19 protein-coding genes are annotated in these 17,749 nt (G+C 66.0%); 4 read left to right on the top strand and 15 right to left on the bottom strand.

Going from position 1 to position 17,749, the window contains the following annotated elements; all coding sequences use genetic code 11:
* Window positions 1-11: 11 nt before the first annotated feature.
* The 10 genes from AB4Z47_RS16515 to AB4Z47_RS16470 form a co-directional block, all read right to left on the bottom strand.
* Window positions 12-1,190 carry an AAA family ATPase gene (locus tag AB4Z47_RS16515; protein ID WP_441951714.1) on the bottom strand — a complete coding sequence of 393 codons (1,179 nt, stop codon included), beginning with the start codon at window positions 1,188-1,190 and terminating at the stop codon, window positions 12-14.
* A 777-nt stretch (window positions 1,191-1,967) separates the two neighbouring features.
* On the bottom strand, window positions 1,968-3,812 hold the full coding sequence (locus tag AB4Z47_RS16510; RefSeq protein ID WP_441951713.1) for a BTAD domain-containing putative transcriptional regulator: 1,845 nt from the start codon (window positions 3,810-3,812) through the stop codon (window positions 1,968-1,970).
* A 76-nt stretch (window positions 3,813-3,888) separates the two neighbouring features.
* The gene (locus AB4Z47_RS16505) at window positions 3,889-4,665 is read right to left on the bottom strand and encodes a hypothetical protein (RefSeq protein ID WP_441951712.1); all 777 of its coding nucleotides are present in this window, start codon (window positions 4,663-4,665) and stop codon (window positions 3,889-3,891) included.
* Window positions 4,666-4,831: 166 nt separating this feature from the next.
* The gene (locus AB4Z47_RS16500; RefSeq protein WP_441951711.1) at window positions 4,832-5,707 is read right to left on the bottom strand and encodes a hypothetical protein; all 876 of its coding nucleotides are present in this window, start codon (window positions 5,705-5,707) and stop codon (window positions 4,832-4,834) included.
* A gap of 2 nt (window positions 5,708-5,709) precedes the next feature.
* Complete coding sequence (locus AB4Z47_RS16495; protein WP_441951710.1) at window positions 5,710-6,315, bottom strand: hypothetical protein; 606 nt, start codon at window positions 6,313-6,315, stop codon at window positions 5,710-5,712.
* Window positions 6,312-6,770: a lipase family protein gene (locus tag AB4Z47_RS16490; RefSeq protein WP_441951708.1), complete on the bottom strand. Its 459-nt coding sequence runs from the start codon at window positions 6,768-6,770 to the stop codon at window positions 6,312-6,314. Before AB4Z47_RS16490 ends, AB4Z47_RS16495 begins: the two co-directional genes overlap by 4 nt.
* Window positions 6,767-6,940, bottom strand: a complete 174-nt coding sequence (locus tag AB4Z47_RS16485; RefSeq protein ID WP_441951706.1) for a hypothetical protein — start codon at window positions 6,938-6,940, stop codon at window positions 6,767-6,769. The genes AB4Z47_RS16490 and AB4Z47_RS16485 overlap by 4 nt, the downstream gene beginning before the upstream one ends.
* A gap of 262 nt (window positions 6,941-7,202) precedes the next feature.
* Window positions 7,203-8,327 (bottom strand): lipase family protein, encoded by a 1,125-nt coding sequence (locus AB4Z47_RS16480; protein ID WP_441951704.1) that lies wholly within the window; start codon window positions 8,325-8,327, stop codon window positions 7,203-7,205.
* Entirely contained in the window at window positions 8,324-9,580 is a 1,257-nt protein-coding gene (locus AB4Z47_RS16475; protein WP_441951703.1) for a cutinase family protein, read from the bottom strand. Before AB4Z47_RS16475 ends, AB4Z47_RS16480 begins: the two co-directional genes overlap by 4 nt.
* On the bottom strand, window positions 9,577-10,476 hold the full coding sequence (locus tag AB4Z47_RS16470) for a hypothetical protein (protein WP_441951701.1): 900 nt from the start codon (window positions 10,474-10,476) through the stop codon (window positions 9,577-9,579). The genes AB4Z47_RS16475 and AB4Z47_RS16470 overlap by 4 nt, the downstream gene beginning before the upstream one ends.
* A gap of 618 nt (window positions 10,477-11,094) precedes the next feature.
* Between AB4Z47_RS16470 and AB4Z47_RS16465 the strand changes: the two genes are divergently transcribed.
* On the top strand, window positions 11,095-11,910 hold the full coding sequence (locus tag AB4Z47_RS16465) for an MmyB family transcriptional regulator (protein ID WP_441951700.1): 816 nt from the start codon (window positions 11,095-11,097) through the stop codon (window positions 11,908-11,910).
* Between the two features lie 523 nt (window positions 11,911-12,433).
* Here the strand turns inward: AB4Z47_RS16465 and AB4Z47_RS16460 are convergent.
* The 5 genes from AB4Z47_RS16460 to AB4Z47_RS16440 all read right to left on the bottom strand — a co-directional run bounded on the left by AB4Z47_RS16460 (window position 12,434) and on the right by AB4Z47_RS16440 (window position 15,744).
* On the bottom strand, window positions 12,434-12,727 hold the full coding sequence (locus AB4Z47_RS16460) for a DUF2130 domain-containing protein (RefSeq protein WP_441951699.1): 294 nt from the start codon (window positions 12,725-12,727) through the stop codon (window positions 12,434-12,436).
* A 246-nt stretch (window positions 12,728-12,973) separates the two neighbouring features.
* Window positions 12,974-13,348 (bottom strand): hypothetical protein, encoded by a 375-nt coding sequence (locus AB4Z47_RS16455; protein WP_441951697.1) that lies wholly within the window; start codon window positions 13,346-13,348, stop codon window positions 12,974-12,976.
* Window positions 13,349-13,511: 163 nt separating this feature from the next.
* Window positions 13,512-14,108 (bottom strand): hypothetical protein, encoded by a 597-nt coding sequence (locus AB4Z47_RS16450; RefSeq protein WP_441951696.1) that lies wholly within the window; start codon window positions 14,106-14,108, stop codon window positions 13,512-13,514.
* Between the two features lie 266 nt (window positions 14,109-14,374).
* Window positions 14,375-14,761: a DUF397 domain-containing protein gene (locus tag AB4Z47_RS16445; RefSeq protein WP_441951694.1), complete on the bottom strand. Its 387-nt coding sequence runs from the start codon at window positions 14,759-14,761 to the stop codon at window positions 14,375-14,377.
* 5 nt (window positions 14,762-14,766) lie between these two features.
* On the bottom strand, window positions 14,767-15,744 hold the full coding sequence (locus AB4Z47_RS16440) for a DUF5753 domain-containing protein (protein ID WP_441951693.1): 978 nt from the start codon (window positions 15,742-15,744) through the stop codon (window positions 14,767-14,769).
* Window positions 15,745-16,328: 584 nt separating this feature from the next.
* On the opposite strand from AB4Z47_RS16440, the gene AB4Z47_RS16435 reads away from it, so the two are divergent.
* The 3 genes from AB4Z47_RS16435 to AB4Z47_RS16425 are packed head-to-tail and all read left to right on the top strand — an operon-like array spanning window position 16,329 to window position 17,734.
* Window positions 16,329-16,802 carry a hypothetical protein gene (locus tag AB4Z47_RS16435; RefSeq protein WP_441951692.1) on the top strand — a complete coding sequence of 158 codons (474 nt, stop codon included), beginning with the start codon at window positions 16,329-16,331 and terminating at the stop codon, window positions 16,800-16,802.
* Between the two features lie 36 nt (window positions 16,803-16,838).
* Complete coding sequence (locus AB4Z47_RS16430; RefSeq protein WP_441951691.1) at window positions 16,839-17,297, top strand: DUF4254 domain-containing protein; 459 nt, start codon at window positions 16,839-16,841, stop codon at window positions 17,295-17,297.
* A complete protein-coding gene (locus AB4Z47_RS16425) occupies window positions 17,294-17,734 on the top strand; it encodes a hypothetical protein (protein WP_441951690.1) in 441 nt (146 codons plus the stop codon). Before AB4Z47_RS16430 ends, AB4Z47_RS16425 begins: the two co-directional genes overlap by 4 nt.
* The last annotated feature ends 15 nt before the right edge of the window (window positions 17,735-17,749 follow it).

Here is a 17,749-nt window from a genome sequence, read left to right as displayed (position 1 = left end):
GGGTGTGGGTTTCAGAGGCGGGTGCCCAGGGACAGGGGCTCGAGGGTGGCACCGAAAAGGATTTTGACGACCTCGGCGACGATGGCGCGGTCCTCCTCGGGCGCGGTGCCGATGAGGTTGGCGGCGGCGGTGAGTGTGGTGGTGGCGGTGGCGATCTTCTGGAAGGCCAACAGTTCCCGCAGTTGCGGTGCCCACCCGATCTCGCCTTTGGTTTGGCGGGTGGCCAGATTCCGGGCCACCAGAACCGCTTTCGGATTCACCCCGAGGCTGGTGGCGAGGTCGTAGTCGCTCGAGACCTGCACCTGAAACGCGAACCGGCTCGCGAGGGCATCGGACAGGATCGCGCCGTGCACACCGGGGTTGTGGCCCGCGCAGATGTAGAACCCGGGCTCGGCTTTGATGACCTCACCACCGTTGGCTTTGATCACGATCTCGCGGCGGCCGTCCATCGCCGGATACACACACGAGAGCACCGTCGGCGGGATCAGCGTGGCATCGTCGACGAACAGCACCCTGCCCTCGCGCATCGCCCTCACCAGGGGGCCGTGTACGAACACGAAGGTGCCGTCGGGGGCTTGGGTGTACTCGCCCACGAAATCGGCGACGGTGGTGTCGCCATCGCCTTGCACGGTCAGCAAGTCACCGAACGCAGCCTCGATCAACGACGTTTTGCCCGTTCCGGGCGGCCCGTACAGCAGCACCGGGACCTCGGCCTCACGCATCGTTTGCAGCACATCCACATCAGCGCTACCCGCGAGCTTGCGCGGGTGATACATCTGCCCGTTCGGACGCGCCACCGGCCCGCTCGTCGGTTTGGCAGCCCGGGGCCGCCTACGCGGGGCGGTCGCGGCCGGGGCTGCGGGGGCCGCAGGGGCCGGGGTAGCGGGGGCAGCGGGCGTAGCGGGGGCCGCCGGGGCAGGCGTGGCCGCAGCGGTAGCGGCTCCGGCGGTGTGGGAGTTGGCGCGGTAGCGGCGTGGCGAGGTGGCGGTGCGGTCGGCGTGACCGGCGGCGGTCAGCGCCTCGAGCGCGTTACCGACAGCACCGGAAGAACGCGACAGGGTTTTCGCGATCTCACGGGGGGAATGCTCGCGCCCCGGATTATCGGCCAGTACACCGGCGACCATGCGCCGCAATTCACCATTCCCCAGACGGGCACCGGAAGCGGGTACCGGGGTAGCGGGTGATGTCATTTCGTCTCCTAATTTCAGGCCCATTAACGGGGATCGTGGCATACGTGTGGCGAGGGCACCAATGTGATTTCGTGAATTCCCCGGCGAATTCCGGGGCACGTCTCGACGCTAGCTCGGCTCACAGCGAGTCCACAACCCGAAAACACAACAATTTCCGAAAATTATCCCGCGAGCCTACATATTCGACAACGCAAGAATGAAATGAAACGCGCACAGTCACACCTGGCCGTGACGACGACACCGCCGAAAATAATAAAGACTAAAGAGAAAGAATGACGGAGAAGGACAGGGGACAGGGATACGGAGATACCTACAGGGATGAACACCCATCGGCCAGGGGCCACGAGACCGCCGTCGAGCGGCGACGGAGCATGTCTATATAGCTTTGTATATAGACAATCCTCGATGACACCCGCCCGGATATATGCCGCCTCACCTGCGGTTTTACCGCGATGGGGTGGCGTGTTTTGACCACACCACCGAGCACCACACGGAATACCACCATCGAACACCCCCCGCATCTACCTCTTCAAGATCACGAGAAATTCTGCACATTACCCGATATGGCTTTGAAGTCATTTGGAATGAAAAATAGGCAAATATTCTGTGCCGTAAAACATATCGCTCAAGTATTTCCACGGGCCGCGGTGCATCGCTATTTCCATCATATACGCGATTTTCGGACCCCGTTCGGTTGATTAATTCATACAATGGCAACCCGGGAGAGGCGATCGTGTTCTCGCGCCTCGTATGGCCGATGCCGGGCCGACTCGACGTCTATTTCGTGGTGCGGTTCAGGTGTTCGATGAGTTGGCGTGTTCGGGGGCTCGGGGTTTGGTCGATTTCGGCGAGTTTGTGGGTGAGTAGTGAGTAGGTGCGGGTGAGGGCGGCGTGTTCGCCGAGGCGGGCGTGCAGGCTCAGAATGTCTTGCCAGACGGTTTCGTTGTAGGGGTCGATCTCGATGATTGTCTCGAGCAGGCCGAGGGTGGCGCGGGGATCGTTTTCGGTGGTGCGGGCGGCCAGCCAGCCCAGCGCGTTGAGGGCGTCGCGGCGCGCGGCTTCGCGTAGTGGTTCGACCCAGGTGTCGGTGAGGTCGGTGGCCAGGACGGCGGTGGCCAGACCCGCGACCCGCTCGCACGCGGCGGCCTGGTCTGCCTCGCTGCTGGCGCGGCGGCGTTCGGCTACGGCCGCGGTGAACTCCCAATAGTCGACGGTGATCGCCAGGGGTGAGAGCCGGTAGTGCATGTGGTCATCGGCCAGCGGCGCGGTGACCTGGCCGCCGGTCGCGGTGGTGATACCGGTGCGCACGCGGCTCAAGGTGTTGGCGAGTGCGGCGGTGAGCTTGGCCGGGGGGTGCTCGCCCCAGAGGACATCGATCAGCTCTGTCCTGCTCAGTCCCTCGGGATGCAGGGCGAGCACAGCCAGGACCTCCCGGCTGCGTGGCCGCAACTGGCCGGTGATCTCCACACTCTCACCGCCCTCGGGTGCGCGCCACAGGACCCGGGTCGGCCCGAACACCCTGATCGCCAACACCGGCTCGGCCTGCTTGCCAGACGGGCTCGACGGTGTGGGGTCGTGTTGGGGGGCAGGGGGATCGGCGGCTCGGTCGTCCTCGCGTGGGCGGATCTGCTCTTCGCTGCCGCCAGGAGCGGTGTCGCGGGGTTCCGGTACACGCGCGGGAGCAGCGTGCGCTCGGGTGCGGGCAGCATCGGTATCCGGTTGCGAGCGCGCGGGTCTGGGTGTGGGCGCGGGTGTGGTGGTGGCGGGGTCGAGCCGGTACACCGTGGGAGGCGGGGCCGAGCGGCGGCGAGCGAGGGCGGCGGCGTGGCGGGTCGGCGGGCGAGGGCGCCGTTGCTGGCCCGTCGTGGCCGGTCGTGTCGGAAGCAGCTGCTCGCGCACGGCCGCCGCGATGGTGCGGGCGGCCGGGAGCAGACGAGGACCGCGACGTGGCTGGCGAGTCCCGTGCAGCAGCGCCACGGCCGAGGCCCGCGCGGCGGGCAGGGCTCCCAACACCGGCAGGGCCAGGGCCGTGGCGAAGTCGGTGTGCGGGCTCTCCCCGATGAGCAGCACTCCACGGTGACGGCAACCCTCGGTGAGCGCCAGGATGCGGTGGGCGGCGCGTGTGGGGTCGATGTAGTCGGCGCGGACCACGACCAGGCAGGCATCGGCGGCGGCCAAGACCGGGGCCAGAGCCGAATCCGGCTCGGGGGCACCGCAATCGGCGAACACACTCGCCCCGAGGGCTCGCCAGCCCGCGTGCGCACCAGCCAGCAGCGAGGCGGTCAAGGCGGCGCGAGTCGCGTCTGGGCCTGGTGGTGCGGCCAGTACTGGCACGCCGTTGGGCAGGAACTGCACGTGCTCGAGCACTCGGTCGGCCTGCACGTGTGCGTTCGGGTCGATGGTGCGAGCCAAGCTCGCCAACCCCAGATACGGGTCACCGCCCACTAATTCGGCCAGCTGCCCGCCTGCGGGATCGGCCTCCACCACCAGCGCGGCCTCGCGACCGGGCCAGGCTCGGGCCAGAGCCACCGCCGTGGTCGTGGTCCCGGCACGAGGCCCCAGACCCGCGACCGCGATCAGCAGCGGCGCCTGCGAGCCCGCGCCCGCCGGTGTCGCGGTCACGAGGACACGCTCGTGCCCGCCGCGACAGAGTCGGGCGGGCGGATTCGGCGGGCCGGGGTCTGTGCTGGCTTCGTGGTCATCCCTGCCCCTGAACGTTGCTGATCAACAGTCCACCACCGTCACCGGGGCGGGTGTTGATGACCTGGAGGTAGTCCACCCGTTGCCGGTCCGGACCCAGCTGCACCACGTGCACGTTCGCGGTTGTCTCCGAGATCGGGGTGATCGCCACGCAATGGGTGCTGCCTATCGGGATCGAGGCGATCCCAGCGGCGAGCCCGTCGGCGGTGATCCGGGACTCCGGTGCCAGCAGCCGCATCGCGGCCTCGGCGCTGCGATCGATGTAGTAGGCCGCCTCGAACGCCGCGATCACTCCCGCGACGGTGGCGGTGGTGTCTGCGGGGCGGTCGGTGACCAGGGTGCCCGACAACCCGGTGCACGCCCCCTCGGCCGCCGCCGCTGTCGCGCTCGGCGCTACCGCCGTGGCACGCACCGGATCACCGTTGTCGCGTGCGTCGTCGGCCCATAGGGCCACCACGCCGATCATCACGGCCACAGTGGCCGCCAGCGCGGCCCACACACGCCCCGCCACCCCATACCCGCCCCTGTTCCACAGTGGCCGTGCTACCGCTGTGTCTGCCGCGTCCGGAGTCTGCGGCAACGCCACCAACCATCGGCCCTGCTGTGCCGGTGGTTCCGGACTCGCCCCGGACCCTGTCTCGGTCTCGGTCTCGGGTTCAAGGTCGAGATCGGGTTCGGGGTCGGACACGAGGTGCAGGGCCGGTGCCATTCGCGGCTGCTCGAGCCAGGCCCACGGGTCGGGCTCACTGGGCTTGGGCTTCTTGCGCAACATCATTCACCTCCCCTATTGGGAGTAGTTCTCGCAACGGTTGATTCGCCGGGCCTGCCCGCACCCCGGGAGGGGTGTGTTCGGGGTGCGGGCAGGGTTCCCCGGAGGGGCTAGGAGCGGGCCGCGTGCTCGGAGTCCGGCGGTAGGAGAGCAGTCGGGTTCGTTCGGTTGCTCATATCGGCTCCGGGAAGTTGGCGCGAGTCAGACCGCCCTTGGGCAGCTGCAACTTGGTCAGCGGACGCCCGCGGCGGAAGGCGTTCCAGGTGAGGACGAACAGCGCCAGGAACTCCCGATCGGAAGTCTTGATCTTGTTGGTTCTGATCCTGTCCAGCCGCTCGCGTAGCGCGAGGATCGGTGAATCGAGCGCCAGGCCCGCTCCGCTGAGCACACGGTCGAAGAACTCCGCGCAGTCATCCGGGTCGATGTGGTGCAGCCGTACCGCGACCGCTGAGGTCACCGACGGGCGTGCCTTGATCCGCGTGATCCCCCGACTCGCATACACAGTGATGATCTCGACGTGGCGCGGGTTGCGCTCTGCCCACTCGACAACCCTCGGCGCCGACAACGCCGACACCCGGGTTTGATCACCGAACACGTTGCCGTCGAGCCACCGCTCGAGCACCCTGATAGCGCCCGCGATCAGCTGCGCTGTGGTGGCCGAACCGATGCCGCGCAGCTCCAGCTGATCGGCGGGGGTGCGTTTCACACCCTGGTCCATCGTGACTTGCGTATCCGAGCCCAGACCGACGACCACGAGCATCGGGAACGCCAGTCCGGTCCCGGCGGTACGGGCGAGCGCTTCGAGACGGTGCTGCCCGTCGAGCAGGTTCCCCATACTGTCGAACTTGATGGCCTCACCGTTGAATTTCCAACGGCCCTCGATCATTTCGGCGTGATACTGCGCCACCTTCTTCTCGCGGACCTTGCGGTTGTTGGTGTTGCGCCGCAGCCACCGCGTCGCGAGGGCCGCATCCACAGCAACCACCTCCGGGCGCAGCGTCGACTCCGGGTCCGGCGGTGTCTCGACGGGTGGATGGACTGGTTCCATGGCTATCCTTCGGGGGTCAGGAGATCGATGACGCGTTGCACCGCGTCGCGTGCGCGGACCAGATCACTCAAGTGCGAGCCAGCGATCCGGTCCGAGTTCTTTCCGAACCGGTCATCAGCAGCCAGGCGCGCGATCCGCGCCGTGTCCTTGGTCAAGGTGTAGGCGGCATCAAAGAACGCATCCGTGATCGGACGCCGACGAGGCGAGCGCGGTTCTGGCTCCTGCGCAGGCGGTTTCGGCTGATACGTCTTGCCGTCGACTCCGGTGACCGGCTCAGGTGCGACATTTGTCGCACCTGCCAGCTCACGCCGAACCGTGATGTCACTGACGCCGGTCGCGGCGGCGATCGCCCGGGTGCTCATGCCGATCTCGCGCATCGAGGCGACGACTTCGGAGCGTTCCTCGCGCGGCAACCGCAACCGGCTGTTCCCGAATTCACGAGTGCAGTAGTCGTCCCACGAGTCGTAGCCGAGCACCGACCACGCCCGCGACACATACGCCTGTTTGACCAGCTCCCACACCGCCTCGACACCGACCCGGATCCGGTCGGTCAGATCACGAGCATCGACCGACGACAACCGAATCAGCGGGGAGCCCGGCGAGGTCATGGCCGCGCCCGGCTGGTATCCACGAGCCGCAAGAGCTGGCCCGGGTCGGTGACCACGGCCCCGGCAGCGATCCCGCGCAGATCCAGCTCTGGGGCGTAGCCGGGCGCAAGGCCCCCGGCCCAGACCGCTGCGCGGGCACCGTCGGTGTAACCCCACAACACGATCGGGGCATCCGTGGCGTTGCGGGCCGGGACCCGGGCTGCGGCACGGCCCAGATCGAGCATGACCTGCCCGGCCGCGCGACCGGCCAGGAAGGTGCCCAACGCGTCGATCCTCGGCCCCGGTGTAGTCGGTGCCAGGTCGGGGAAAGACTGCTCCATCGCCGTCGCCGCCGTCCCCGAATACGGGGCGGCGTCTCGGTCGCCGTCGTCGTGGCAAACAGTGATCACGAACACTGCGATCACGATGGCGATGACCACGATGAGCACAATCACCAAGACGCGGTAGCTTCTCATACCTCGCACCTGCCTTTATCGCGGTGACCGCGCGACAACGTCGGCGCCACGGTGGCGTGGGCGGTGACCGCCGCGCCCGGCAACGGGGGGACCAACGCCGGGCGCAGCCGCATCAGATCACCAGGGACACGGCCCTGCCCGAGGATCGGTGTGCTGTAGAAATCGGTCATGATGCCTCCGTAATTCGTTGGATCCTTGTGTGACACAAGGGGGGTGGATTGTTGTGTGGCACCTGTCCTCCCCCGGTGGAGGGGGCACCAGGGGAGGACAGGGCATCTCGAACTGGTATAGAAGCGCGACCTCCGCCCCGCGAACGGCTCAGACGTCGGAGTGCGTCCGGGACCGCGCGTTTCGGGGGACTGTGTGTTTCGCCCGGGGCCTGCCCGCACCCCGTGGAGGGGGCCGGGGTGCGGGCAGGTTCCCCGGAGGGGTCTAGGAGCGGGCCGCGTGCTCGGAGTCCGGCGGCACCCAGCCCGGGTTCGGCGGCCGGCCAGTGATGTCCTCGCCCAGCCTCGCGAGGACATCGCTGGTGGCGGCACTCGCGGTGTCGATGTGGCCGGCGTCGTACTCGCGCCAGGAGACCTCGGTGCCGCGTTGCCGGTAGGCGATGAGGGTGCGACGCCCGGCCTGCACCGGGACGACCGCATCAGCACTGCCGTGATACAGATGCAGCGGCACCACCGGCTTGGTGTGGGCGAGGGTTTCCAACGCCAGCACCCGCCGCCACCACACGTCGTTCCAGGGGTCGGGGCGTCGGCACCAATGCGCCAAGGGTTGCGGGAACCGTTGCAGCAGTTCGGTGCCGGTGAGATGTTGCGCCTCGGCGACGGCCCGCACTCCGTCCTCGTTCAGGACGTGGCGCAGCGGGATGTGCTCGTAGGCCCGTGACAGTCCAATCAACCCGGCCAGGCCGACTCCCGCGCCCGCGCCTTGGCTGAACGCGGGGGCCAGCGCCGCGAGGTCGGAGGCGACGGCTCCGGCGCAGATGCCGCGTAGATCCACCTCGGGCGCGTACCAGGGGTGCAGTTCACCGGCGGCGGCGACCGCGCGCCCACCGTCGGCGTATCCCCAGGCCAGCACCGGCGCGACCGGAGCACCGAGATTCGCACCGCGATAGACCGCCCGCGCGAGATCGAGCACGATCCGGCCCCCGGCACGGGCAGCCAGGAAGGTATGCGGTCCGTGGCCGGTGACGCCGAGTCCTTCACCGTCGGGTACCGCGACCACCCACCCTTGCCCTAGTGCGGCTTCGATCCCGGCGGTGTCGGGTTCGGTGCCGATCGCCAGCAGTTGCGAGGGCGCGCACGCCCCGCCGAGTCCGCGAAACTCCGGGCAGTACACCAGGATCGCGGTGGCGCCGGGTGCTGCGATCGCCTCGGGGATCAGCACGATCCCCGAGGCCGGTATGAGTTCGGAGCGGGAATTGGTGGAGATGTAGATGATCTGCCACGCTCCCGCCGCCCGGGTCAGCTGCGGCACAAACACCGGCCGCGTCCGCACCAGGTCCCCGGCACGGTGGCCGTCGAGGTTCGGCGCGTCATAGAACTCGCTGTTCACGGCCGCCTCCCGGCGAGGTCGCGGGCGAGTGCGATCATCCACGCGACCCCGGTGGCGAGCTGCCCGGCAGCGGCGTAACCGGTGTGGCGGCCGACCACGTCGGAGTACCGAAGCCATACAGCCGGATTCATCAGATCGGCGTTGTCGGAGACCAACTGCCCCCACGCGCCCGAGAGTTGCCCGGCCAGTTTCGGCAACTGCCCGACCGGATCCGAGGCCACGACCCCGCTGATCCGCCCCCACCGGGCCGTCGCCGCGGCCGTCTCCTCCGGGGTCGGAGGTGGGGTGCGGGGATCGGCGGCGGCGGTGAGCCGCTCGGCGAGACTGGCCTCAGGCACGTAATCGACGACGCCGGGACCGAGATAGAAGTCGCGGTTCACAACGGTGGTCCAGGCGTCACCGAGCACGCCTGAGAGCCGTGCCTGGATCGAGCCGAGCGCTGCTACCGGATCACGCAGGTCCGCCTGGGCGGCGATCTCGGCGGCCATCCGCAACAGGGCGGCGTGATCCGGTGCCGCGCAACTCAAGTCACCCTCGACACAGATCTGGGCGACCCGCCCTGTCAACGCGCCGTAATCGAGGCCCTCGTCTGTGGCGATCCCGCTGCCGGACGCGGGCGCGGTGGTGATCGCCACCCCCGACACCGCCACCCCGGACGTACCCGGAGCCGGGTCCGGGGACAGCTGCCCGGGGCGGCCGGGGAACACCACCGATCCCGGCGCGCGATCGGGATCGGAGTACAAAGCGATGCCCGCGACCCGCTCGGGTCCGACCGGTCCCTCGCCCGCACCAACAGCTCGCGCGAATTCCGACACCACCTGCGCGCCTTGGGAATACCCCACCGCGGCCAGCGCGGTGTCAGGGCAGGCGGCGGCGATCCGGTCAGCGGCGGCCCCGAGCGCGGCCAGGCCCTCGCGCACCGAGTCCGCGTAGGCATCGGAGCCGCCGCCGGTGCCCACCGCGCCCCCAAACCCGGCCGGATAGGCAATGTAGCTGCGCTGCACCAGATCCGGGACAGCGGCCACCACCGGACCGAGCAACGCGCCGAGCATCCCGGTGTCGGCCAGTGGGTCCGCCCCGGGTGAGGACTGCCCGGTGCCCTGTACTCCGAGCACATACAGTGCGGGACACCCATTGATCGGCACTGCTTCTGCGCTCGGGGTCGGCGCGCTGATCGCGCCAGCCGTGCCGAGTGCGGTGGCCATCGCGACGGCCGCGAGGATGCGCGCACGGTTGTTCGTGGTTCCGGTCATGGCTGGCCTACCCCGACACCGGCACCGAACCCCGCACCCACTGTGCCACCGGCCACCGCACCGACCACGGCGGCGGGCACACCGGCCACGACCGCACCCACGGCCGCGCCCACCGCCGCCCCCAACGCGGTACCGGCCACACCGGAGGTCACCGTCCCGATGACCGGTACCGGGATCACCGTGCCGACCAGAGCACCGGCGATTCCGCCGACGGTGCCGCCGACGAGACCACCGACGACCGCGCCCAGGGCCGCGGCCGGTGCTCCGGCAACGACAGCGCCACCGGCACCGCCGAGGGCGGCCCCACCCAGGGTGGCTCCGCTGACCCGGTCGGAGCGTCCGGCGGGGATGCCGACCGAATCCAGCGCGGTCGCGACCTGTGCTTCAGCGCCTGCGGCAGCGTCGTTGATGGCGTCGGCGCATTCCGGGGGTAGCCAGTCCGGGCGTGGTGTTTCCCATTGCCCGACTCGAATCGTGTTCTCCGGCGGCTCGATCGGCGCTACCGGTTCCACTGGTTCGGGCAAATGCAGATCCGCGATCGCGATCGGCTCCACGGGTTCGTCCGCCGCCGGTGCTGGGCGGGTCCCGGACTGGTTGCGGATCTCGGGGGGCTGGGAGTAGTACACCGGCGGGGGCGGTGCGGGTTCAGGCGGCGGAGCTGGGGTGGAGGTGCCGGGTTGCGCGGGGCTGGTGACACCGGGCTGATCAGTGATCGCCGCAGGCGTGCTCATCGCGCTCGTGGTCGCCGCCGACAGCAGCATCACGATAGGCACCGCACCGGCGACAACCGTCCTGCCGCCGCGAGACAGACTGGTGTGCAGACGGTTTCGGCGCACATCGCCGACTACACAGCGCTGCACCAGAGGTGAGCGAGCGGATTTCCGTAATTTGGACATGCCGAATAAACCCTTCATCGGTCAGGGCGATAAATGAAAAAGAATGGTGAATACGCGGGGGCGCGCGTCGTCGGCGGCCCTCCCAGAAGCGAAAACGCTTCTGGGAGTCCGCTTCTCAGATATCAGGTCACACGAACATGAAGATGATCGACAGCGCCTGCCACACCACGTTCAAGGCGTTGGATGCCACGATCAGGCCGTCGTTCAACATCTGGAGGGGATCCACATCGGTTTCCTTTCAATCGGTTTGAACTTACTTCTCTATCCAAACCGTGAAACCGCTTGGAATGCCAGGGTTTACGCTCACCTATTTTTAGGTGAGGATCAGATCGTCAAATTGCTATTCTGGGCTTGTCCAGCGGGTTTGCCGGTGAATTGTCGCTGGGAACGTCAATGAAATTTTTTCGCTGGATCGTCTGCACGGCAGACTGATTCGTGGCAGAGCACGACCATGGATGGCTTGTGGGTGAGCTACCTCATTGCGATCTCACGGCGAAAGACCTTGTCGTGTCAGAGACCGTCTGGTAGGAACAAGAGCATCATCTCGGGGGCAACCAATCACCATAACCTTGCTAGATCTGTAGCGGAAGACTCTAGAAAGATGGGGGGGCTCTGCACATGAGCCAGAATCCTGCACACCGTACACACGACCACACACGACGCGGGCCACTGCCGCACATCCCGACCCTGGGCAGCACCTGCTTCCAGATCCGCACCGAGTTGGGGCTCTCGCGTGAGGTTGCCAAGCAACGTCACGGGATCAGTACCAGCTATCTGGCCGACATCGAGGCCGACCGCACCACACCAAAACCTGAAACCCTCGAAAAGCTCATCGCCGGATACGAACTCGATCCCCCGCGCACACGAAACCTGCGGGAGCTACGCGCCCCCGCCGAGCACCTGCGCACCACCGATAGCCTTCGCCGGTGTGTGCACGACGACGTCGGCCTCATGACCTACCTGGGCGCGCTCGAGCGACGTGATGTTTTCGCAGCGTATGTCGACCCGCTGTGGAACATACTGGCCTCGACCGAGGGATACCGATCACTGCTCGCGGGTATCAGTGAAGACGGGAATGTGCGGGCATGGGTGTTCACCCCGCCCGCCCGCGCAGTCCTGACCGACTGGCGCTACGAAGCCAACCGCACCGTCGCCGTCGTCAGGGCGGCATTAGGCACCTACCGCGACTCCGAACAAGCCCGCGACCTGATGCGCCAACTTCGCCCCAACCGAGACTTCCAGCGCCTGTGGAACTCCAGCACCCAGGTCGCCTACGGCCGCCACGTCAACGACCTGCTCCACCGGCGCGACCCCGACACCCACGATCTGGCGTCCTACCGCATCAGCATCGCCGACCTGACCCAAAACCAGCACGTCCTACTCGTCACCGCCATCCGCCAGCCCTACTCCGGGCCCGACCCCACTGACATCTGAAGACAATCTTCGACACGCCGGTGAGACACGCGGACACTGTGGTGTCGCACCGGCGTGCAGATCAGCCCGCCATGAAAATTCGCTGTACCCACGACGACACGAAACCATCAGCGGCGCACGCGAAGCCGAGCTTGGCCAGCAACTCAAGCAGCGTTAGCGATCACAGACTCGATAGCAACAATCTATCGTCCTGGACGAGTGCCGTCGAAACTGGATAAGGCTAGTTAGCTAGCAGACAACTACGTAATTGAAATCTTTGATCTCCTGGCCAGAGTCGCGTCATATCGAGCAAGACCAACATCGATCACAGGGAGCAGGCAGCAGTAGCGTGCGCCCAGCAAAGCAGGTCGTCGCGCTCCACAGACCCTGGTACATGCCCGCACAGTAGCAGCCGCATCGGCGGCCTCACTTCTGTTCTTCGGGCTCGACTTCCGGCTCCTCAGTGTTGGCCGGTGGGAGTGCGAGGCGTTCGCCGGGTGGGAGTTCGGCGCGCAGCGGCGGGGGCAATGTCGTGCCAGCTGCCTCAATATGCCGGCCACGGTGAAGATGGTGTCGATGATGTCGTGTGACGTAGTCGTAGACCTTGTCGGCCTTGCCTTTCCGCGCTCCGTTGGCCAAGGCGTGCCGTTTGCCGATCACAACCAGCTGCCGTGAGCGGGCCCGCGAGATGCACAGCGGTAGCGAAGTCGCAGACCGGGATCCCGTCGACCCATCTGGAGCCCTCTATCTTCTCTGGTTTGTTGGGCAGCGCCGCGCTGACCAGTACGGCTATGGCTGCCCCCTGGCGTTCCGCATCTTCGGCCAGCTTTTGAGCCACGCACTACTAAAGCTCTTGGTCCACTTGCATTCCCACACGATGGTTCCGCGCGGCACCGACCAGGTACTGGGCTGGACCCGACCATCCGAGGACTCCCGGATCCGGCTCGGCTCCAGCGACAATCGAACCGCTCAACTCGACGTCGACCGTGAAGGACTGCCAATCAATAGTGCTCAGATCCACGGGCTGCATCTGTGGTACCCCTTCGCCCACACCCGATTCCGACACTAACCTGACCCGATGTCTCTACCGTTCGATCGCGGGCTGGCCCAGTTTGTCGAACATGTGCTCAAGTGTCTCGAGGGCGGTCTCGATATCGCGGCAGTATCGTAGCTCCCGCATGATGCGTCCGCGAAACGGTGCCAGCTGTTGGGCTTCGATCGCGCGGACGTGGTCGAGGTTCCATACTTGGCGACCGCTCGCTGTGATCTCGGTGCGAGGACCGAAAAGCGACTCCAAATCCTGCTTGCGGTAGCCCCACAGTCGTAGATCTACCTCGGAGATCATGCCCGCCTCCGCCAGGTCCCCGTCATCGTTGACATGTTCGGAGGTACCGCGATATTCCGCCATGATCCGTTCATCCTCGAGATCGGAACCACGGACGTCGAAATTGCCGGACATAACCAAACCCCCATGAGGTTCGGGACGAGTCCTCCCCGCCCCTGCTTGCCACCGAAATCTACAGCGCGCCAACGCAACACACCAGAAATTGCCGATTCCGTGGTGCCGGTTACATGGTTTCGGCTAGGCGCGCGCCGTGCGTGGTGCACGCCCGGGTCAGTGGTCAGACGGTATGTACGGCAGCAGTGGCGGTACGTCCGATTTCGTGGGCGGTGGCCGGTTCGGTGACGATGTGCGCACGGTCGCGCCGGTCAACGGGTCGGCTTTCTCTTGGTGCCAGCCACAGCACCGCGCACCCGTTCGCGCGTAGCCGGGCGAGGCGTTTCTGTGCCTTGGCACGGGGTTGGGCTGAGAAACGCACGTCGGAGATGATCACCAGCAGTCGGGTGTTTCCGGGCGGGACAGCCCCAGCACCGTCGAGGGCGTCGATGGCTTCCCAGTTGTTTTGTCGCGGCTGGAGAATTCCGACACGAGTCTCAGTGCGAGACCCGGGCGGGTGACCGCTGCCACTACGTCCCCGAATGTGACTGTGGCGGGCGGTATCGATTCCGGTAGGTAGCGCGGCCAGGCAGGTGGCGTTGGCGATGATCCATGCGAGCGGCGGCAGCGCGATAACGAAGTCAGCGAGCTTGCTCCCGCTCATCGAGGGAGACACATTGACCGTCGCGGTGGCTCGAATCCGGTCGACGCTCGTACCGCGCAGCAGAAATTTCAGCAGGAACGGCGGTGCGATGGTGTCCAGTGTCCAGGTCCTGAGCACCCCGCGTCACCGCGGTCCTGACCCCTCACATGGCAGCAGGATTTTCCGTCCTCAGCGTCACAGCGCAGCCGGACCGCCACGCTTCGAGCCGATCGTTAGAAGGAATGCCGACGAGCGGTCAGGGTAGTCGGCCGAGATTGCTTCGATCCCGCACCGGCCGACCGTGCCAATCTGCCTGAGAAGAGTGCAGGACCTCAGAACAGTGGCGGATCCGCCACGTCACCGCCGAACGTTCTGAGATTCCGCCAAGAGCCGTGAGACGGTTGCTACCGGTAGTCGAACTCGCCGCCCGCGACGCCCTTGGTGAAGGCGTCCCATTCATCCGGCATGTAGGTCAGTCTCACAGAATCGCCTCCGATGGCCACGCCGCTGAGGTCGGCCCCGCCGTCGCTACGGAGATCGATAGTGAGGGAATCGACCTGGCCGGACTTGGCGGCCAGGGTGAGGTCGAGAACGGTGGCCCACTGCGCAGCCGGGAAGATGATCGTCGGCTGCTCATCAGGAGCGTTGACGTACGCGGTGTTCTGCTTGCTGTCGCGGATGAGCACCCGTTCCTTATCGAATTTCACCTCGACACACGAGGGACCGTCGTTCGAGAATGACGACTTGAAGAAGACACCGTTGTTGCTGGTGACGGGCTTGATTGCGCTCATGTCTATCAGGCTATCCGATCTGCTATCTGGTCTATCAGGGTCAGCGAGTCGTCACGGCTCATCGCGGACTCCAACTGACGGTCGAACAGGATGCGTAGCTCACGCACTCTCGCAGCATCATCGATAATGCCTCGTGTAGCCACCGATTCGTGCCACACAACCGGTCCGAGCATCGGGCTAGCGAAGTGGATGATGTGGAATGGTGAACCGGACAATATCGGCCGGTTGGCTGCGGTGAACGGGACAATCCGGATGTCGATCGTTCCTGGGTGTTCACGGACCATTGCAGTCAGGTGCCGGAGTTGCCCGCGCATAACCTCATCCGTGCCTGTCCGCTGCTCCAGCGCCGCTTGATGGATCAACGCAGTCAGGTGTAGCGGATCTTCGCCGGTCAGTCGCTGTTGACGTCGCAACCGCACCTCGACATACAGGTCCGCATCCAGGGGACGGATGCGAGCGATGTCAGAGTTCATGATGGCGCGGGCGTAGTCCCCGGTCTGGAGCAGTCCGGGGATGATGAGCCCTTCGTAGCTCTGAATGCTCTGCGCACCATGCTCGAACCCGAACAGTCGGCGATGCTCATCGTCGAACAGGCTGGTGTAGTCCATCCACCAGCCGCGTTCCCGCGCGTCGACGCGCAGATCTTCGAGGATCTTTCGATCATCAGCGTCAAGGCCGAACAGCTTCATCATCGCGTTGAAGTGTTCATCGGTGAGCGCACGACGGTCGCTCATGAGCTGGTGCCAGTGGTTGGTTGTGATCTTCAGGGCTTTGGCCGCTGTCTGAACGTCGATCTTCTGTTCGGTCTTCCACTGGTTCAGTCGAAGCAGTAGCTCTGACCGCGCGACCGTAGGTGACGTCGGCACGCCGACAGCTCCTTCCTCTGTGTCTGACCAGATCCTACCGCGCATCCGAAACTGTGTACGGATCTGTTGTCTGCACTTGTGATGACAAGTTGTCAAAGTTATCGTCAGACATGTCAATGGTCACCAAGAATGAAATATTCATTCTTTATATGTCACACACGGAGGGTCCGCCCATGTCCGTACACGTAGACGCGCAGATGATTTTCAGCCATCTCACGGAGCACCACGCGAAAGCCGTGGGGCAGGGCGACTGCGTCGTGAACTTCCTTCCCGGTCGCACGCTGTCGGAAGAACAGGCTCTTGCAGCAGTTCACGCCGCTGAGCAGCTGGCGGCGCTCAAGTCGTACGCCGCCCTATTGGGCTTGACCGCTCTTGAACTGGTGGGCATGGCTTCGGTCCCGTGCGCGTGGCCGCCCCCGGACCGCCGCCGAGCACGCACTTGGCAGAAACCATGCAGGGAGTCGCGATGATGGTCCGCCGGGCATTGAAGCGTGGAGCACGGATCGCGGTCAGTTCGCAGGCGTTGCCGTGGTTGGGGGTGTCCTGGTGATGGATCGACAGGCTTTGGCGCGGGCGTCGATGATCGTGTCGTTCAGTGCTGGTGCGGCGCGTGGTCGTCGTGTGGCGGCGGAGGCGCGGCAGGGGTCGCGATCCCGCCTCTCGGTGGTGCCGGAACCTGCTGGCCGTCATCGGAGGGGGCGGTGATGTTCGAGAGCTGCCACAGCGTCGGCGAGGTGGCCCACGTGTATCGCGGGTTGGGGTTCGCGGTGTCGTGCGCGTTCGAGCGTGTGTCGTTGATTGCGACGACAGCTTTGGGTGCGGTGGCGATGCCCGCTGGTCTCGGCAAGCAGGTGCGTGAGGAGCTGCTCGAAGAGACCCGGTGCGTGTCGGTGCCGATCATCAGCTACTCACGACCGAATCGCGAGTGGATCTTCCTCGTCGGCCCGGCGTGGGGCGGCAGGCTCGGAGTACACACACTGGCCCAGTTGGAGGAGCGCGGCGTACGGATCCTGGAGTCCGGTGAGCGGGTGTGGTTTCCGATGACCGACCACCCGACCGGGTGGTACTGGGTATCGCTGCCCTCGACCGCGCATTCGTTGCCGTCGCGTACCAGCGTGATATCCGCTGCTCGTCGGTACGTCAGCCCGGCACGCTCTGCTGTGGTGTGGCGGTGAGCTATGCACGCCGTTCCAGGTCCAGATACGAGCACAGTGGGTTCGGGCCGTTCCGAACCCGACGCAGTAGTGCTGTTCCCCTCGGGTGAGGCGCTGTTGTCGGCGATCCGGGGGCACCACGTAGGAATCCATCCACTGGCGAAGCTGGCGCACGACTTCGGGCTGCTGTATCAGCGGCGTGGGGCCACGTTCGGCAGTGAGTGTCGTTGCCGTAGAGATGAACTCGCGTTCGCGGTGGATGTGTGGGTTACCGACCGGCTGCCGATCCCGCATCTGGGGGCGAGGATGCACACCGAGACGCTGGGAGCGGTGATAGCAAGGTTGGCCGAGGCACAGGTATACGCCTACCACCTGCTGATGACTATCGATCCCGCCGACCCGGCCGTGCACGCGGCCTGGTACCGGCTGGCGGAGCTGGTCGATGGCTACACCGATCTGACCACCGATATCGCGCGGCGGGCGCGGCGACTTCCAACCTTGGGGGATCACCGGTGACCGTCACCGGACTCCCGGGCAAGGATGCCGTGCTGGCCGCCTGCCGAGGATTCCCGAACATGACCGATCATCCGATGCTCGACGCCGCCGGTGAGCTCGCTGGCTTGCATCAGACCCGGGAGAGCACTCCCTGGTGCGCACTTGAAGAACTCGACTGGCATCGCACCAGGTTGATGCGCGACATCGATGAGTGGGTGCGGCAGGCGACACCAGTTCCGTTCCCTGCCGCGAAGACCTACACCCACACCATGGGGCAGGTCATCGACCAGCTCGCGCAGCTGACCGTGCACACCCATATCACCCTCGCCATCGCCCCAGAGGGACTGTTCTACGACGCCTCGCTGCAACTCGCCGATGCCGCCGATGCGTATCAGGACCTCGCCGACGACCTCGCCTGCGGCATCCGCCGACTACCCCAACACGCCACACCGCAGTGAACAGCACTGTCCCCC

The sequence above is a fragment of the Nocardia sp. 2TAF39 genome (genome assembly GCF_052114905.1).
Taxonomy (GTDB): Bacteria; Actinomycetota; Actinomycetes; order Mycobacteriales; family Mycobacteriaceae; genus Nocardia.
The sequence above is the reverse complement of the archived record's forward strand: the minus strand, read 5'-3'. Positions and strand labels throughout refer to the sequence as shown.

Bases quoted from the DNA above. Each gene is read 5' to 3' on its own strand.
- AB4Z47_RS16515 (WP_441951714.1), bottom strand. From the start codon at position 1,190: ATGACATCACCCGCTACCCCGGTACCCGCTTCCGGTGCCCGTCTGGGG.
- AB4Z47_RS16505 (WP_441951712.1), bottom strand. From the start codon at position 4,665: ATGATGTTGCGCAAGAAGCCCAAGCCCAGTGAGCCCGACCCGTGGGCC.
- AB4Z47_RS16500 (WP_441951711.1), bottom strand. From the start codon at position 5,707: ATGGAACCAGTCCATCCACCCGTCGAGACACCGCCGGACCCGGAGTCG.
- AB4Z47_RS16495 (WP_441951710.1), bottom strand. From the start codon at position 6,315: ATGACCTCGCCGGGCTCCCCGCTGATTCGGTTGTCGTCGGTCGATGCT.
- AB4Z47_RS16490 (WP_441951708.1), bottom strand. From the start codon at position 6,770: ATGAGAAGCTACCGCGTCTTGGTGATTGTGCTCATCGTGGTCATCGCC.
- AB4Z47_RS16485 (WP_441951706.1), bottom strand. From the start codon at position 6,940: ATGACCGATTTCTACAGCACACCGATCCTCGGGCAGGGCCGTGTCCCT.
- AB4Z47_RS16475 (WP_441951703.1), bottom strand. From the start codon at position 9,580: ATGACCGGAACCACGAACAACCGTGCGCGCATCCTCGCGGCCGTCGCG.
- AB4Z47_RS16470 (WP_441951701.1), bottom strand. From the start codon at position 10,476: ATGTCCAAATTACGGAAATCCGCTCGCTCACCTCTGGTGCAGCGCTGT.
- AB4Z47_RS16465 (WP_441951700.1), top strand. From the start codon at position 11,095: ATGAGCCAGAATCCTGCACACCGTACACACGACCACACACGACGCGGG.
- AB4Z47_RS16455 (WP_441951697.1), bottom strand. From the start codon at position 13,348: ATGTCCGGCAATTTCGACGTCCGTGGTTCCGATCTCGAGGATGAACGG.
- AB4Z47_RS16445 (WP_441951694.1), bottom strand. From the start codon at position 14,761: ATGAGCGCAATCAAGCCCGTCACCAGCAACAACGGTGTCTTCTTCAAG.